At 47.8% G+C, this 16,968-nt stretch carries 8 protein-coding genes, 1 tRNA gene and 2 pseudogenes; 7 read left to right on the forward strand and 4 right to left on the reverse strand.

Annotated elements, in window-relative coordinates; all coding sequences use genetic code 11:
- Positions 1 to 381 precede the first annotated feature (381 nt).
- Positions 382 to 3,474, forward strand: a complete 3,093-nt coding sequence (locus tag I6E40_RS04120; RefSeq protein ID WP_235385640.1) for a DUF3427 domain-containing protein — start codon at positions 382 to 384, stop codon at positions 3,472 to 3,474.
- 198 nt (positions 3,475 to 3,672) lie between these two features.
- Here the strand turns inward: I6E40_RS04120 and I6E40_RS04125 are convergent.
- Both I6E40_RS04125 and I6E40_RS04130 read right to left on the reverse strand, forming a co-directional pair.
- Positions 3,673 to 5,995 (reverse strand): annotated as a pseudogene (locus I6E40_RS04125) (TonB-dependent receptor).
- Positions 5,996 to 6,264: 269 nt separating this feature from the next.
- The gene (locus tag I6E40_RS04130; RefSeq protein WP_235385641.1) at positions 6,265 to 6,627 is read right to left on the reverse strand and encodes a hypothetical protein; all 363 of its coding nucleotides are present in this window, start codon (positions 6,625 to 6,627) and stop codon (positions 6,265 to 6,267) included.
- A 474-nt stretch (positions 6,628 to 7,101) separates the two neighbouring features.
- Here I6E40_RS04130 and I6E40_RS04135 point away from each other — a divergent pair.
- Positions 7,102 to 7,174, forward strand: a tRNA-Met gene (locus tag I6E40_RS04135).
- Positions 7,175 to 7,342: 168 nt separating this feature from the next.
- A complete protein-coding gene (locus tag I6E40_RS04140) occupies positions 7,343 to 7,771 on the forward strand; it encodes an FKBP-type peptidyl-prolyl cis-trans isomerase (protein WP_235385642.1) in 429 nt (142 codons plus the stop codon).
- Between the two features lie 482 nt (positions 7,772 to 8,253).
- Here I6E40_RS04140 and I6E40_RS04145 read toward each other — a convergent pair whose 3' ends face one another.
- On the reverse strand, positions 8,254 to 12,357 hold the full coding sequence (locus I6E40_RS04145) for a glycosyl hydrolase family 95 catalytic domain-containing protein (protein WP_235385643.1): 4,104 nt from the start codon (positions 12,355 to 12,357) through the stop codon (positions 8,254 to 8,256).
- A gap of 348 nt (positions 12,358 to 12,705) precedes the next feature.
- On the opposite strand from I6E40_RS04145, the pseudogene I6E40_RS04150 reads away from it, so the two are divergent.
- Positions 12,706 to 12,915, forward strand: a pseudogene (locus tag I6E40_RS04150) (mobilization protein); the annotation flags it as partial.
- A 77-nt stretch (positions 12,916 to 12,992) separates the two neighbouring features.
- Here I6E40_RS04150 and I6E40_RS04155 read toward each other — a convergent pair.
- A complete protein-coding gene (locus I6E40_RS04155; RefSeq protein ID WP_235385644.1) occupies positions 12,993 to 13,556 on the reverse strand; it encodes a Crp/Fnr family transcriptional regulator in 564 nt (187 codons plus the stop codon).
- A 154-nt stretch (positions 13,557 to 13,710) separates the two neighbouring features.
- Between I6E40_RS04155 and I6E40_RS04160 the strand changes: the two genes are divergently transcribed.
- The 3 genes from I6E40_RS04160 to I6E40_RS04170 all read left to right on the forward strand — a co-directional run bounded on the left by I6E40_RS04160 (position 13,711) and on the right by I6E40_RS04170 (position 16,844).
- The gene (locus I6E40_RS04160; protein ID WP_235385645.1) at positions 13,711 to 14,037 is read left to right on the forward strand and encodes a DMT family transporter; all 327 of its coding nucleotides are present in this window, start codon (positions 13,711 to 13,713) and stop codon (positions 14,035 to 14,037) included.
- A gap of 15 nt (positions 14,038 to 14,052) precedes the next feature.
- Positions 14,053 to 15,255, forward strand: a complete 1,203-nt coding sequence (locus I6E40_RS04165) for an MFS transporter (protein WP_235385663.1) — start codon at positions 14,053 to 14,055, stop codon at positions 15,253 to 15,255.
- Positions 15,256 to 15,806: 551 nt separating this feature from the next.
- Positions 15,807 to 16,844 (forward strand): hypothetical protein, encoded by a 1,038-nt coding sequence (locus tag I6E40_RS04170; RefSeq protein ID WP_235385646.1) that lies wholly within the window; start codon positions 15,807 to 15,809, stop codon positions 16,842 to 16,844.
- Positions 16,845 to 16,968 lie beyond the last annotated feature (124 nt).

Below are 16,968 nucleotides of genomic sequence, written 5' to 3' on the forward strand. Positions count from 1 at the left end.
CACATTTTCAAAGAACTCTTTGGCTGTGCGGCATAGTCGTTAGGCCATATGTTGAATTTTTAACGAACTATTGTGAAACAATATCCTTCTCAAAAGAACAATGAGATTTTGCAAGTATTCAAAATGAATTGTATTTTTGTGTGAACCATTCTCGAGAACCATTTATGGGATGTTCTATAAATTAGGTTGTGTTGGTTTCTGATTTCTTAGTGATGATTTTTTCAGTTAAGGAAGGAACTTAGCGGACTGTGTGACTGAAAGAACCGACAAGAGGGCGCGCCAAGAAGCGAGTTAGTCATAAAGACACTGCGACCAACCGTATTTACAGAACACGCTAAAAGAATTGATTCAAAAAACTTTATAGTCAATAGAATATAAACGATGAAATTGGTAGAAGGAGCATACGAGAACCTTATCACTGACGGACTCAGTCAAGACATGCTTGATGCGTCAAAGATTGGGATGGTGTGTAAACAGGAAGATATTGATAGTGCAGAGTCACCCAATATGCTTACTGAGCATCTGAGCAAACTCATTCGCAATCGCCTTTCTGACGAGAATCTTTCAGCAGAGGAACGCGCTGATTTTGCTAATCGACTGATTGACTTCTTGGGAGAAGGCAAAGAGGAAAAAATTGTTGATGAAAAAAGAAAACTTTCAGCCGTTGTCTCACAACATGAAGAAGCAAGGCTGAAAGCAACAAACAGCACTCTGGTACGTCCACTTACGGGTTTCAGAGTGAGTAATCTTTTTACGGGTGGACAAAGTCACGTGTCGCTCAGTAGTGAGATTGAGCGCGACATAGAGAGTGCCGACACCATCTGCATGATTGTTTCCTTTTTGAAACTTTCAGGTGTTAACCTCATCTATGATCATTTGAAACGTTTCTGTAGTCACCCTCAACATAAACTTCGCATCATCACAACCACCTACTGTGGCGTGACGGACGCAAAAGCCGTGGAGCGTTTGGCAAAACTTCCCAATACGGAAATCCGAATTTCATATAACACTGAAATAGAACGGCTTCATGCTAAATCCTACATCTTTGAACGCAATTCGGGTTTCAGTACGGCTTACATCGGTTCGAGCAATTTGTCAAAGTCGGCGCAGACAGACGGACTTGAATGGAACATTCGTGTGACCAACATAGAGAATCCGCACATCATCAATGCGGCTCTCGCCACGTTTGATATTTATTGGAACAGTCACAACTTTGAGGATTTCCGCGATGGGGGAATAGAAAAACTATATAAAGAACTCCAGAAGACTCGTGAGCCCAAACTCGCAACGGATGTATTGGCTAAGTACACCATTTTGCCCCATCAAAAACAGATTCTCGACAAGTTGACAGTGATGCGTGAGGCAGGTGTGCATCAAAATCTAATTGTTGCTGCAACGGGAACAGGAAAAACCGTCATTTCCGCTTTTGACTATAAAGTTTTCACAGAACAAACGGGAGGTACACACCGACTGCTCTTTGTGGCTCATCGTGAAGAAATCCTCAAGCAATCGCGCAAAACATACAGAAGCGTTCTGCAGGATGCCAATTTTGGAGAACTTTGGGTGGGTAATTCGCAACCGATTAATGGCTTTGATTTTCTGTTTATATCTGTTGCAACTTTTAATTCAAAGTATGAAAGTATCTTCCAAAAACTTCCATCCGATTATTATGACTACATTGTTATAGACGAAGCACACCACCTTGTTGCCGACAGCTATCGAAAGATACTCAGTAAATTTACGCCTAAACTGCTTATTGGACTCACTGCTACCCCTGAACGTATGGATGGTGTAAGTCTTTTGCCAGACTTCGCGAATCAGATCAGTGCAGAGATTCGGTTGCCTAAAGCTCTTGACGAAGGTCTGTTAACCCCATTCCAGTATCTTTGCATCAGTGATGACACTGACCTTACGGACGAAGAACTTATGCAAGGGAACCGTTACGTGGCAAACAAACTCACGGAGAAATTGTGCTATCAGGGGCGAGTGGGATTAATTATAAATCGTCTGCAATATTATCTGCCTGACGAACATAAGTGCCGTGCATTAGGGTTTTGTGCGACAAAAAAGCATGCCCGATACATGGCAGAGGAATTCTGCCGTGTAGGTTTAAAAGCCGCTTATCTGACATCTGACAACGATGCAGAACGTCTCACTCTGAATAAAAAATTAGCGAAGGGCGAAATCAACTACCTCTTTGTGGTGGATATTTTCAACGAGGGCGTAGATATTCCCGCGGTCGATACCGTCCTTTTCCTCCGCCCCACAGAATCGCTGACCATCTTTCTTCAACAGCTTGGACGCGGTCTTCGTCTTTATCCGGGCAAGCAGCAACTGACAGTATTTGACTTCGTTGCGCAGCTCAACCAAAGGTACGACTTTGCAAGTCGTTTCCGTAGCCTTCTCACTCGAAATGACAAAAGTGTGGTGGAACAGGTTAAGAATGGCTTTACATTTCTGCCACATGGTTGCAACATCCACATGGAAGAGAAGGCAAAGGAATATGTCTTGCAAAACATCAAAGCAGCCATCTACAATAAGACACGTCTCGTAAAGGAACTACGTACCTACAACCACACTCCTACACTCACAGAATTCATTGAGAACAACGGACAGGACATTCGTCTTATTTATAAGGATGGAAACTGCTGGTCAAGTTTGAAACGGGAAGCAGGAATGTGCGATTATCCTGATGATGAGAACACAAAACGCTTTGTGAAAGGGATTGGAAATCTCGTCCACGCGAATACTGTTTCATATATCAGCTTTATTCGGAAAACTATGCTTGCCAAAGGGGAAATCAAGTGTAACGATGAGCGCGAGGAAACATTTGCAGTAATGCTTTATTATTCTCTTTTCATCGATAGAATAAGCAAAATCGGAGTAAAAAACATTGGTGAAGCTTTGCATCGTCTGGCAGATTATCCCGCCTTTATTTCCGAAATACTTGAACTAACAGATTATTTGCTTGCCAACCTTGAAATCAAGACATTCTCCGTGGGTGAAGGAATGCCCTTAAGTCTTGAGCAATATGGTTGCTACACTCGTGAGGAAATTTTTGCAATTTTCAAACGACAGACAGCCGACAAAAAAATGCAGGGCTCGGTAGCAGGGGTGTTTAATATTGAGGAATTGAATACTGAACTATTCTTCGTTACGTTGAACAAGTCTGACAAAGACTACTCAGCAGAGACAATGTACAACGACTATGTGGTCAGCGAGAACGAATTTCGTTGGGAGTCGAAAAATACCGACTCCCATCAAGGAAAAGGAAAACGATACGTCGAACAGAAAAAGAATGGAAAAAAGTTCCTGCTTTTTGTGCGTGAAAACAAAAAGGACGGCTTTGGAAATACATGTCCATTCATCTGCTTCGGTCTTGTTGACTACATACGCTCAAAGGACGATAAACCCATGAAGATAAATTGGAAAACTCATCAACCCATTTTACCACAATTCCTCAGTGCCGTATAAGTTTGTATGGGGTTTGAAATGAAAGCCCCACATTGCGTAACTCATAGAAAGTCTAAGCAATGCAGGGTTAAATGTAAGGACTATTTAGGGGTTGTGTTATTATTACCTCCTAATTACATAGACTTCGCACGCCTCCCAAAGACGACTGCAAGCAGCCTATGCGAAACAGGCAGCAGATCAAGAAACAGATGCGTTTCGTCAAAGGGAAAGTTTCAAGCCCACAAACGCCGAACGAGGCAGCGTGGGACCGTAAATATATCCTGAGTCACGGTCCGGACCTTGGTCAAAATCTTTCTGATAGCTGTTGAAGAGATTTTGCACACCGGCGGTAAGCGTCAGAGTAGAATAGTTGAAAACGCTCCATTCATAGCTCGCCTTCAAGCCCATATCCACAAAAATCGGGGTTCTGACCGCGCAGTCAATTGAGGTGCCCGCCCCCTCCATGTGTTGAACCATCATCTTGCCCGTGCAGGTTCCATGGGCAGAGAAAGAGAGTCGCTTGGTTGGGTTGAACTGCAGGGTGAGATAGCCGTAAGTGTCAGGCGTGCGGAACAATCGGCGAACAGCCGGAACAGCAGGGTTGTCGCTCCAAAGTTCCGGGTGCTTGTAGCGCGACTGCTGATAGGTGACGCCCATCTGCGCCTGCCACTTTTTTTCCAAAAGCGGCTCTGCCCTCCACGTTGACTCCCCAAACGCGAGCACCATCTCCGTTCTGACGCTCAAGCACTTGATTGCCGTGGGCATCCACTTGATCAAGCTGACGAAGCACAAAGACGTCACTCAAGTCCGTGAAGAAACCCTCCACGAGAAGGTTGGTCTGGACAGAGCCAAAGGCATGATACCAGTCCACGGAAGCACTGACACTTTGGCTGCTCTCTTCCTTCAGATTGTCTGCGAGAACGGTGACCACGCGGTCGCCGCCGACAACGGCGACGTGAAAGTCTTCATCGTAGGCTTGAGGCGAACGAAAACCGGTGCTGTAGGAGAGGCGGAAATTGACATCGCGGCTGGGATTGAAACGAATGTTGGCACGCGGAGAAACGATGACGTGGTCAATGAGTGAATGCTTGTCAAGGCGAGCACCAAGAAGGAAGCCCCAACGTTCCTTGCGCCACTCGTTCTGAAGATAGCCCGAAAAAATGTGCACGCGTTGCAAGGCATCATGGTCGTAGCCCAGCGTGACGTCGTGAAGATAGTTGTGATTATATTCCACTCCCGCCACTAACTCTGCGGGCATGAAAAGGCAGCGGTCGAACCGGTGAGTGAACTGCCCGCCCGAGACGATGACGAGATCAGTGGTACGGCCGTAGGCATTGGGGTCTTGGTTGCTTCCGTAGTAGCTCTTACGCGCCGTGCTTTGCAGAGAGGTGAAGATGTTCCATTTGTCTTTTCCACCCTCCGTCCAGCCGTTGAAGGTGGCATCTGCTGCATGAATGTTGTGTTCCGTCTGCTCAGCCACGAGCGCATCGTGGGGTTGACGCTTCAGTTGGTCACCACCTCTGCGATATTCATGGGTGGTGTGATATTCCAAAGTGAGTTTTGAGCGTTCTCCCGTGCGCATGAAACTTCTGATGCCCACGGTCTGAGATTTCAACTCCGGTACCTCGGTGAAACCGTCACCGTCATCGTCATAGCCCTTTCGGTTTCGACTTTGCGCATAGATGAAAGCACCGAGTTTTTGGTTGTCGCTCACGATGGAGCCGTTGAGGGTTGTGTTTTGATCGAAAGCGTTTGAGAGTCCGATGGAAGTGAAGGTGTGTGCAAACTCCGCGCTGTTGTGAGAGGGGTCTTTGGTGATGACATTGATGGTGCCGCCAATGGCGGAGCTCCCAAAAAGGGCGGAACCACCACCACGCATCACTTCGACACGCTCAATCATGTTGGTCGGAATCTGCTCAAGACCATAGACGCCCGCCAAAGCGGAGAAAACGGGACGGGAGTTCATCAGAATTTGAGAATAGTGACCATCCAAACCGTTGATGCGCACCTGCGTGAAACCACAGTTCTGGCAATCATTCTCCACGCGCACGCCGGGCTGGAAGTTCAGTCCGTCAGCAAGACAAACTGCTCCGACATCGGTGAGAAGTTTGCTGCTCATGACCTGAACGAGCGAGGAACTTTTCCGGCGAACCGCCTCGTTCTTGTTGCCCGTCACCACGACCTGCTCCAACCCTATCACGTCGGGCAAAAGTTCAAACTGCACCTCTACGGTCCGGTTGCGCACCACCAGCACCTGCTTCGAAACGGTGACGAAACCCAAAGCCGATGCCTCCAAACGATAGGTTCCTTCTTTCAAGTTTTTCAGAAAAAAATGACCTGTGGCGTCGGTCGTTGTCGCCAAAGCCTCGCCCTTCTCAGGAATGAGACGAATGGCACTGTAAGGAAGATGCTTCCCTCCTTTTTCAACCACATGCCCCGTGATGTGGGCATCGGAAAGGACAGGAGGAGGAGAATTGAAATGCGCACACGCAACGTGCACTGACACAAGAAGTGACAGCAAAAGGAAATAATATCTTTGCATTGTTTTTCTTTGATGAGAATAAATAAGGAATACAGAGAACATTCTAAAAATTAGAGTGTTCTGAGAATTTATTTGAGAGTTATTTAAAAAAAGCAGAGATGAACTTTTTCCATGAAGGAAGAAGCACATAGTGGGCTATGCGACTGGAGAAAGCGACAAGAGGGTGCACGAAAACATCGGAAAGCGACTAAAGCATCAGTCCTTTCTTTTGAACGCTTTTTATTCCATAACTTATAGAACACCCCGTTGTCTGGTTCAAAAAAGTTTCATCATCTGTTCATCAAAGAAAAAGGCGGGGCACGGGGAATCGGATGGAGGAGTTCCGCAACCGAGAAACACTTCTCTGGAAAGATTTGCCATTGAATCACCACGAAACTCTGCAAAACGGACAACATGAAGGGCACAGGCGGCGTTGCCAACGTGCCACCCATCTGGGCGAAGGTGAAGACCTGGCTTGCGTTGCCGTGCTGGTGATGCGCGGAGTAAGGGTGAGAGTGCATGACCTTCTTTCCATCCACCACATGATAGTGCCCGAAAGAAGTGCTACCTATGTACAGATAGCAGAATGCGCACAAAATCACAAGGGAAATCGTGCGAAGGCTCAAACGGTGTGGGCGAAAGGAAGTGGTCATCAGTTGCGACTCGAATCCGAAAGGAAGAAATTAAGAAGGCTACTTCAGTTTTTGTGGTGCAAATTTACAAAAAAGCGGTAAGAGAGACGAAGAGAGAAAGAGTCAAAGAGTCAAAGAGACTAAGAGTCAAAGAGTCAAAGAGACTAAGAGTCAAAGAGACTAAGAGACTAAGAGACTAAGAGACAAAGAGACAAAGAGACGAAGAGTCAAAGAGACGAAGAGACAAAGAGACGAAGAGACGAAGAGAGGAAGAGACGAAGAGTCAAAGAGACAAAAAGACAAAAAGACAAAGAGAGGAAGGGACTAAGAGACAAAAAGACAAAGAGTCAAAGAGAGGAAGGGACGGCGGGCCGAAAAGAGCGAAAACGAAGGTGAAAAGTGCTTTTTTCGTAAAAAAACAGAGAAAGACTTGCACATTTCAAAATATGTCCGTACTTTTGCACCGCAATTAAGGGAACAACCCCATAATTAGAACGCGGAGTGGAGCAGTTGGTAGCTCGCCAGGCTCATAACCTGGAGGTCATTCGTTCGAGTCGAGTCTCCGCAACAAATTTAAGAGTACAATCGCCACAAACGGTTGTACTCTTTTGCTTTAAGACCGTGTTCTAAACACCAAGAAGAGTACGCTAAGCAGCCAACCTAATTTTTAGAACACCCCTTATAGGAAACCATAATTAGAAATAAAGAAATCATTCACCATCCAAACCATCACATCATGTCCGGAAAAACACGTGCACGCCGTCGCGACAACTACTTGGCATACGCTCTCACCAACACGCGCTGGCTGAAAGAAAAGTCCACCGAAGAAGGTGTTGAATCCTTGCCCGGAGGCATTTACTACAAGGTGCTCCATGCCGGTCCCAGCGAGGGAGAGACCCCCGCACTGAACAGTGTGATTACTGCTCACTACACCGGACGAACCATCAATGGTCTCACGTTTGACACCAGTCGGAACTCCGCTCCGCTGGCTTGCCGTTTGAACGAACTTATCCAAGGTTGGGTCATTGCCATGCAGCACATGCACATCGGCGACCGCTGGGAAATCTACGTCCCCGCAGAGATGGGCTACGGCAGTTTCTCCCAACCCGGCATCCCCGCAGGCTCCACCCTCATCTTTGACATTGAACTGATTGGCATCGCTTGAACTCACCGCAAAACTGGCGGAGTGTTTTATAATTTACGGAATAAGGCGCGTTCAAAAGAAAGTGCTTACGTTTTGTTCGCTTCGTCTGGATGAGTGATTCGTTTCTTAGTGCGCCCTTTTGTAAGTTTCGTCCGTCACACAGCCCGCTATGCTCCTCCACAGACAAAACTCTAAGAAATCCGACTCTACCTAATTTATAGAACACCCCTGAAAACAAACAACGTGTTCGCAACTTCAAATTGCGAGCACGTTTTTGTTTTTAGAAGTGCAAAACACAGACTTGCAACACAAGACGGCGGATGTCATCACAGCCAATCTGCTGCGCTGACAATGAAATTCGGGTTTCGGTAAAGGCTGACCCGGAAAGTTCGCTTTTCACACTTTCGTTAGTGGCTCACAATAAAAAACGGTTGCCAAAGACAAGCGCCTTCGGCAACCGTTTAAGGTTTAGACAGGGTGAGGTCAGGAAACGATTTCCTATGTTAGAAAATCATTTTCTTTCCGTCAACAATATAAACACCCTGCTGGAGTTTGCTCACGCGACGTCCTGAGAGGTCGTACATGGCTTTTTCAGTCACTGTTCCCTGGTTGATGGTTTGAATGGAAGTGGGGATTTGTCCGTCCTCCAATTCAATCACCAAGGTTTCACCGCCCTTGATGCTGAAGTTCTTCACAACACCTGCTACGCGGATGTCCACGTTGCGGTCTTCGTTCTTGTTGTTGGTCACAGCCACACGGGTCGGTTTGTTGTTCTCCCATTCTTCGTCCACGGTGTAGTCTCCCTGAGCCTTGAGACCTGTCACACTACCGTTTGCCCAAGCCGTAGGCAGTGCAGGGAGGATGGTGATGACGTCATCGTAGCTCTGGAGCAACATTTCGGCGATACCGCTGGTGCAGCCATAGTTACCGTCAATTTGGAAGGGAGAGTGTGCGTCGAAGAGGTTGTAGTAGCAACCGCCGTAGTTACCCATTTCAATGACATAGGAGCCGGAGTGACGGAGAGCGAGCGAGAGGTTGCGTCGTGCGTTGTCGCCGTCAAGACAGCGGGCGTAGGTGTTGGTTTGCCAGCCCATGGACCATCCGGTCACATCGCCGTTGCGTGCAATCTGTCCGTTGTAGGCAGCCTGGAAGAGCTGAGAGCCTTCTTCGGTTGTGTCGAATGCGCTCACCATTGAGAATGGATAGAGGCACATCAAGTGAGAGAGGTGGCGGTGTCCCTGGTCCTGCAAGGGATTGTTTTTCCACTCGGAAATCATGGTCTTGCCATTGTAGGTTTCAGTCCAAAGTCCCTTGTCGAAATTGTCGTAGAGATCCTGGATTACAGCAATCTGCTCTGAGGTGAGAGGAGACTCGTCGCCCAGTTCGGCCTGAGCCTTGAAGACTTCGTCGAGGGCTTCATAGCTGGTCTGCTGTGCGAATGCGGTCACATCGCTGGGACCATGTTCGGGGCTCCATTCGTTTTTGATTTCATACTTGCCGTTGGAGTCGAGCGTGGAGATGTTCTTGGTGAAGAGCGCATAGTCATACATCACGGGCAGCGCCTTCTTGAGGAAGTCACGGTCGAGGGTGTATTTGTAGTAGCGCCACAGGTGGGTAACATACCACGCACCGCAGGTCTTAATGCTGGAGTTGCACCAAGTGGAAGTACCACCGAAGATGTTGTTTTCCACAGCCACGGTCCATCCGCCTGCCTTTCCGGCAATCTTGGTAGCCAGTGCAGCCCAAGGAGAGTTAGGTGCGGCAGCCATGTCAATGATGTGGTCGAGGAAGGGACGGTGCATTTCACTGAGGTTGGTGGGGTCAGCAGGCCAGTAGTTCATTTCGACATTGATGTCGGCGTGCACGTCGCAGTGCCAGAAGGAAGTGTTTGAACGGTCGTTCCAGATTCCCTGGAGGTTGCTGGGAGCGTGGATGGAGGTGTCAAGGTTGGCACCGATGGTCATGTAGCGTCCGTACTGGAAGTAGAGGCTTTCCAAGAAGAGTCCTTCGGGAGAGACTTTGTTGTCAGTAGCCGCGTTGTAGAACTTGATGAGGTCCTCGGTGGTCTTGTCGCTGACAGTGCCCAGTGTGAGTGAAACTCGGTTCATCAGTTCTCTGTGTTTAGCGACATGTGCATCCAGCAGAGATTCAAAGTCTTTTTCAGCGGCAGCATCGATGCGTGCTTGAACCTTTGCAGCAATCTGTTCGGGAGTTTCACCGCTCACGCAGCCGGACTTGGTGGCGTCGTAGTCGGTGGCAGCAGCCATCACGATGTTCACCCAGTCTGCACCGACGACATGAATGCCCTTGCTGTCGGTTGTCACGGTTGCACCGTCGTTTGCCAAGACTTTGAAGGCGGTGTTGTATGCCACCACGTTGAGTTTTCCATTGAAGGAAGCCTTTCCGTCAGCGTAAGTCACCGCGCTGGCGTTGATGAGTTTGTCGGGAGCATAGGTGATGTCGAAGGTCAGTTTGTCATTTCCTTGTGCTTCATAGTGTGCCACAAACACCTGGTCGGTGGCAGAAACGAAGTAGTTGCGCTTGTAGGTTGTTGCTTCGTCGCTGCTCTTGTAGTTCACACCTCCCACACCGTCGATGATGTCGAGGTAGCGGTTGTATGCCTTGACCGGTTTGCTGTCGTCTTCGAGTGAGAAGTTGCCGCTCTTGTCGATGACTTTGATGGAACCGAAGTTCTGGAAGTAACCTTGGTTGCTGTTGGCAGTGGTGCCCGCCCAGAGTGTTTTCTCGTTGAATTGGATTTCATCTTTGTAGAGTCCGCCACGAATGGTTGTGCCAACCTGTCCGTTGCCCAAAGGCAGCGCATATTCCATCCAGGTGTCGGTCACGCCGGTGTGTGCGACGGGCACGTTGTACCAGAGCGAGAAGTCATTGATGTCGGTGGGACGTGAACCGGGTTCGACGGTGTTGAATTCGGAATAGAGCATCTCCTCGGTGGGAACGACCTCATTGATGTAGAAGGTAGAGCCGTTGTCGCCCACGGAGCCGGTTGAATTCCACAAGGCGAGATAGTCGCCACGTTTGTTCCAATAGTTGTTGGCAGAAGAAGCAATCTTGATGTAGCTGGCAGAACCGTCAAACTTGAGCGTGCCGTTGAAGTAAGAACCTTCGCTGTCATCAGCAGTGGCTGCAGCCGTCATGGCGGCACGTGCACTTCCCTCGCTACCGGTCATGTTGAGAATCAGACCTTTCTTTGTCTCGCCGGCATTCACGAAGCGATAGTAACCTTCTTTTGTCTGCATGATGTGCCACAGGCCGTCGAAGTTGGCGGGTTCGTTGTTGTTGGTGACTTTCAAGTTTCCGCTTTTGTCCACATAGCCGTCAGCCACGCTCAAGTAGCCATTGGTGAAGTTCTGGATGGTGTAGGTTTTCTCCATGGCAGCCACGAGAGCCGAAGCGTCCTGCAACTTGAATTTTGAAGCGTCGGCAGAAGTGCTCCAGCGCACGACGCCGTCCCAGTCCACCATGTGCAGTGCGTTGAGACCTGCCGTGCCGGCTTTGTCATAGATGTTGCAATAGCCGTTCACACCGGCATATTCCACCGTGTAGGCGAATGCACTTTCTTTTTCCACCAAATCCACACGTGTGTTGTTTGAGGAGGGCAGTGCAGCCATGTAAAGTCCGGAGGCAAGGTTCTTGATGTAGTAGGTGTTGTCATCGCCGGCTTTTTCAAAGTACCACACGTGGTCTTTGTCATATTTTCCGTTGTTTGAACCGAGTTGGTTGTCCTTCAAGCCGACATAGAGCGAGGTGTGCAAGAGGTTACCGATGAAGAGGGGTTTGCCATCGATTTCGGTGCCGAGCACCTCGGAGCTTTCCATGGCATCGAGAGCAGCCTGCATGGCAGCAATGGCTGTTTCAAAACCTTCCACCGTTGAAGGCATGGTTGCCGGAATGGCAGCCTCAGCAGCCGCTGTGCTGTGGTAGAAGAACTCAAGTTTTTTTGCATCTTTGATTTGCTTAACCAGTGCATTGTACTGGCTGCGATAAGCCTTCAGGTCATCCAGCACGGCAGCCTCAAAGATGGCTAAGCGGTTTCCATCGTCCTGCGAGCTCCAGCTATCCACTGCACAGCCATGGTCATAACCCGAAGAAGCCTGCATGTTGATGTAGTTTGTGCCGATTTTGATTTGGAAGGGATAGCTGGCATTGCCCGTTGCCACAAAGGTGACGGGCGATGAGGGGGTGTCCTCATAGGAGCCATCGCTCTTCACATACTTTCTGGCACCAATGCTAAAGAGATAGACATTTGAACCGTTGGTTTTGAATTGGAACTGCTGGGCTGCCACGTCATAGGCAGCGGAGCCCTCGTCCGACACGCCACTGCCGGCACTGCCCGCAATGTGTTCAGGTTGGTCGGCACTGTAGAGCAAGAAGCCACGTGCCGAACGAATCACGTAGGCATAACCTTCGCTGATCAGAGAAGCGTCGGTCACCATTGTTCCCGGAGTGAAGCTTGCAGCCTTCACGACGACAGATGCTGCGGGAGACACAGCATGCTGCTCTGAAGACTTTGACACTACACTCCCAGCCCATGCCTGCAAAACTACGCAGAACATCAGGCTCAGAAAGAGAGAGAATTTCTTCATAGATGAAAAGATTAAGGAAATAAAGGTTTGCAAATATTTGGGACAAATGTACGCATTTAATGATAATTACGGCGAAGTTAAGACTACTTTTTGCGATTTGCATCTGTCTTTTGAGGACAAAAAGAGGCGTTTAGGTGGCTTCGTCTCCTCCTTTTAGGGGGGCTAAAAATTAGGTTGAGTTGATTTTTGAGCTCATAGAGATGAACTTTTGTCAGTTGAGGAAGGAGCATAGCGGGCTATGTGACTGACGGAACTAACAAAAGGGCGCGCTAAGAAACCGACCAAAGCGTAAGCACTTTCTTTTGAACGTTCCTTATCCCGTAATTTATAGCACACCCCTAAAGGAAGGAGCTCTATTCGGAAGAGCACAGGCGGAAGTTCACGACCGAGGAAGCAGGCTTCCAAGTGGTAAAAGACCCGAAAGACAAGTCCAAGCTTGCACTTGCCATTAACGGGCAAGTGATTGGAGAGTGGTTCAAGGAGCAGTTTGGCAGGCTGTTCTCATCCGTTAAAAGGACGGTTGAACCGCTTAGGAGAGGCAAGGGCATGGGATTATAAACAATACCAACGGAAGAATAGCAAGTTTGTGTTTGGGGCAGACCAAAACCGCTTGCTATCCTCAGTTGGTTGAAACGTCATTTTATTTGTGCCCGAATCCTACTCAAACTTGCCTGTGTGATGCCTAAATAGGTGGCGATACTTCCTAACGGCAACCGCTGTAACAAATCAGGCTCTTTCTCCAACAACTCGTGATACCGTTCCGAGGCGACGGCTGACAACATGGAAATCAGCCGTTCCTCGGCAGCAAGCAGTTCCATTTCCGCATAACGCCGTCCCCAATTGGCTATGTGCAAATCCTCCAAGAATAACTCTTTCAGTTTTTTCCTTTCCAATACATATAAGACAGAATTTTCCATCAGCTCAATTGTTTCATACCCCGGTTCGTCATTCACATATCCTTTCATGGAAACAATAGTCGCCCCTTCCTTGCCGACCCAAAAGGTAATTTCCTTCCCCTCTACCGAAGTATAGGCGCGGACAATGCCTTTCTTGATGAAAAAGATGTCTTTTTCTATCTTGCCATATTCCAACACTTGGAATCCTTTTGGGTATGAGACTTCCGTCAGGCATTGCCGCAACTTGTCCAAAGACGCATCTGGCATGGCATATCTCTGGTTGATGATTTCCTTTATATCCATAAGTCATTTTTGTGGTACAAAAATATAAAATAGTGCACAGAAACAGCTGCTAACGGCTGTGTTTTATCAAATGCAAAATCCGTTTTTACCAAATGTAAAAAACGGTTAGAAATTACTTGCTTACTTTTGCACCCGAATTTAATAAATCATAGATATGAATTGGATAATTTTATTTTTGGCAGGATTGTTTGAGGTAAGCCTTACATTCTGCTTGGGAAAAACGAGAGAGGCATCAGGTATTGGTTTTTATCTGTGGGGAAGCGCTTTCTTGGCTTCCACGGTATTGAGTATGGCATTACTTGCCAAAGCGGTTCAGACTTTGCCTTTGGGCACGGCATACGCCATTTGGACGGGTATCGGAGCGGTCGGCACGGTCTTGATTGGGATATTCGTTTTCAAAGAGCCGGCCACTCCCATACGGCTTTTCTTCCTGTTCACGCTCATTGCCTCCTTGATTGGATTGAAAGTTGTGTCATACTGAAAGGAGGAATAAATGATGAAATATGAATGGAGAGAAAGCCACGGCATTCCGGCACCTCTGCTAGCTCTGATGGCAGTCGCGACCGGGCTTTCCGTTGCCAACTGCTACTACAACCAGCCTTTGTTGGGCAGCATGGCAAAGGATTTTGGGGTAAGCGACTTTTCTGCCAGCATGGTTGCGACATTGACCCAGATAGGTTATGTAGTCGGACTTGTGTTTGTCATTCCGCTTGGCGATTTGGTTTCACGAAAGCAGCTGATATTGACCAATTATATCATTTCATCGTGCGCATTGCTTGCCATAGCACTTGCCCCTAACATCTATTGGGTGTGGGGCACATCCTTGCTTGCCGGAGCATCCTCGGTTATGCCGCAGTTCTTCATCCCGTTGGTGTCTTTCCATTCAGCACCAGCACACAAGGTGCGCAACGTGGGGATTATACAGTTCTGTTTGCTCATAGGCATTCTTGGCTCACGGGTGTTAAGTGGTTTTCTGGCTGATATGTGGGGATGGCATTCCGTCTATTTTGTGGCTTGTGTGTGTATGCTCGGATGCTTTCTTATGATTTACAAGATGCTTCCCGTTCTGCCTGCTCGTTCAAGTGAAAATTATGCGGGTCTGATGAAATCCTTGTTGCGTCTGCTTGCCAAATACCCGTACTTGCGTATCGCTTCGTTGAGGGCGGCATTGGCTTATGGCTCGTTCTTTGCGTTGTGGAGTTGCCTTGCTTTCCGGATGAAGCAAGAACCATTCTTTGCGGATGACGATATTATCGGGGCACTCGGTTTGTGCGGATTGGCAGGTGCGTCTACGGTTGTATTCATTAGCGGCTATGTCCAGAAGGACGGCGTAAGGTTCTTCTCCATTGTCGGGGGATGTGTTATCTTGGCTGCGTGGTTGTTGGCATTTTTTGGAAATGACAGCTACTTGTGGATGATAATCGCCATCCTTTTGATTGATGCAGGAATGCAATGCATCCATTTGTCAAATCAGACCAGCGTGGTCACCCTCGACGCATCCGCCATCAACCGAGTCAATACCATTTATATGACCATCTACTTCCTGGGCGGTTCTGCTGGTACGTTCGTTTCAGGTCTGTTTTGGCTACATTACGGATGGGCAGGCGTGGTAGGAGTAGGAGTTGCCTTTACCGTGGCTTCCTTGTTCGTTAATTGCTTCCAATCAAGACTGCATAAGGATGAATGCTCAATATTCTGACTAAAATAATTTTTGGAATGATCCTTTCTGTCTGAATATTTTTCATACTCTTGTACCATAAGAGTTTCCCAAACAAGCAAAGCGATGCAGACCACGGCAATTAGGACGGTTGCCAACTCATTACCTGAAAACGAAGTAATTCTTCTAACTCTCTTGATTTCAAAGAGGTATATTCCTTACACAGATTTACATAAATATTACTGTTTAGGGGATTTATCAAAAAAACTACTGCACAACAAATCCGAGGAACATGACACAGACTAATTCATCTTTTCTCCTTCTTTTGTGATTCCTTTCAAATTTAGTCTTTAGTAATATGAAAATAATAAGTTGCGTCAGATTTGAATGACATTTTCGAGGTCAGATTTTCACCCGAAGAAGGAGCATAGCCGTAGCTATGTGACTGATAAGGGAGGAAATATGGACCGAAAAGATTTACAAAGATGATGCAGGTTATTTTTTGAGGATTACTTAAATTTGCAAAAACTTCCTTCGTTATCCTCTGCGAAAAGATTTAATCAGAAATAATTAAAAACCATTATTCTCAACAGATGAAACGCATTCTCATTTCTCTGCTTGTGCTTTCCATGGCAGGACAAGTTGATTGCCAAGCACAATTCGTAAAAAAACTGAGCGAAGCTTGGAAAAAGGTGAAAACTACGGTGAACACGCTGAGCGAATCGCAAAAAAGCAAAACTACTACTGCTACACCAAGCACAACTACCGGCACCTCGTCGGGCACAAAAACCACTGCCGCCACGCCGACCAAAGTGGCAGGACTTGACATCAAGATGCCCCAAGTCGTGAAAGTGGTCAAAGTCACTTCCGCCACTCTCAACATCCGAAAGAGCGCGAGTGCCACCGCCCCGTTTCTCAAACGCTGGTGCGAGTATGAAACAGACAACTGCTTATACGTTTGGAGCAACGAAAAAACACGCCGCGGCGATGTGAATCCCTGCCCCGCCGAACAGGGAAACATTTATGCCGTCATCGAGGAACTGCCGGAATGGTATAAAGTGCTCGTTTGCAATGAAAGTTGTCTGGTGGGATATATCTCCAAGAAATACACCACCGAAGTGACGCTCACTCCCCTCACCCCTGCCCTACTCTGCAAACCTTTCGTCTACTTTGGCGACCAATCGCAAATCGTGGGACGCACAAGCGGAGCCTATAAGGGTTATGCGCTCATTGACGAGAACGGATGGGAAACGGAGGGGGTCTCCATCGGACGAATCGTGGGTAATCTCTTGGTTAGCAACGTTCATCACTCCGGAGTTGTCAGCCCCGGAGAAGGAAACGAACGTCTCACCATCAAAAATGAAGAAAACTATCTCTCCATCCAAGTCGGCACTTCTTTGCAAAAACAGGACAATGAGGGCAGCACGATGGTCAATGTGAACGGTTTCACCGACGCAGAGTTTGCGAAAATCATGGACGTCATGGGTGCAAAACCCGGTGTCACATCCAACGAGGGCATGATTTGGGGCATGGTGGAAGGAAACATCATTTGCCTCGGCTGCTTTGACCTCAACGACCCGGCACTATCTTCCCACGCCGTGCTCGTGAAGGACGCAGACATTGTGCAGTAATGAAAGAATTCAAGTTTCGCAAGTGTTCACTTGTAGCTGACAAGCGTTCAAGGCACGCCTTGAACGCTTGCGCTGATTCTCTGATTCAACTTGCGAAACTTGAATAATACGCTCAAACCATTCT

It is taken from the genome of Prevotellamassilia timonensis (assembly GCF_021531665.1).
In the GTDB taxonomy this organism is placed as follows: Bacteria; Bacteroidota; Bacteroidia; order Bacteroidales; family Bacteroidaceae; genus Alloprevotella.

Coding starts and splice junctions, on each gene's coding strand:
- I6E40_RS04120 (WP_235385640.1), top strand. CDS start 382: ATGAAATTGGTAGAAGGAGCATACGAGAACCTTATCACTGACGGACTC.
- I6E40_RS04130 (WP_235385641.1), bottom strand. CDS start 6,627: ATGACCACTTCCTTTCGCCCACACCGTTTGAGCCTTCGCACGATTTCC.
- I6E40_RS04140 (WP_235385642.1), top strand. CDS start 7,343: ATGTCCGGAAAAACACGTGCACGCCGTCGCGACAACTACTTGGCATAC.
- I6E40_RS04145 (WP_235385643.1), bottom strand. CDS start 12,357: ATGAAGAAATTCTCTCTCTTTCTGAGCCTGATGTTCTGCGTAGTTTTG.
- I6E40_RS04155 (WP_235385644.1), bottom strand. CDS start 13,556: ATGGATATAAAGGAAATCATCAACCAGAGATATGCCATGCCAGATGCG.
- I6E40_RS04160 (WP_235385645.1), top strand. CDS start 13,711: ATGAATTGGATAATTTTATTTTTGGCAGGATTGTTTGAGGTAAGCCTT.
- I6E40_RS04165 (WP_235385663.1), top strand. CDS start 14,053: ATGAAATATGAATGGAGAGAAAGCCACGGCATTCCGGCACCTCTGCTA.
- I6E40_RS04170 (WP_235385646.1), top strand. CDS start 15,807: ATGAAACGCATTCTCATTTCTCTGCTTGTGCTTTCCATGGCAGGACAA.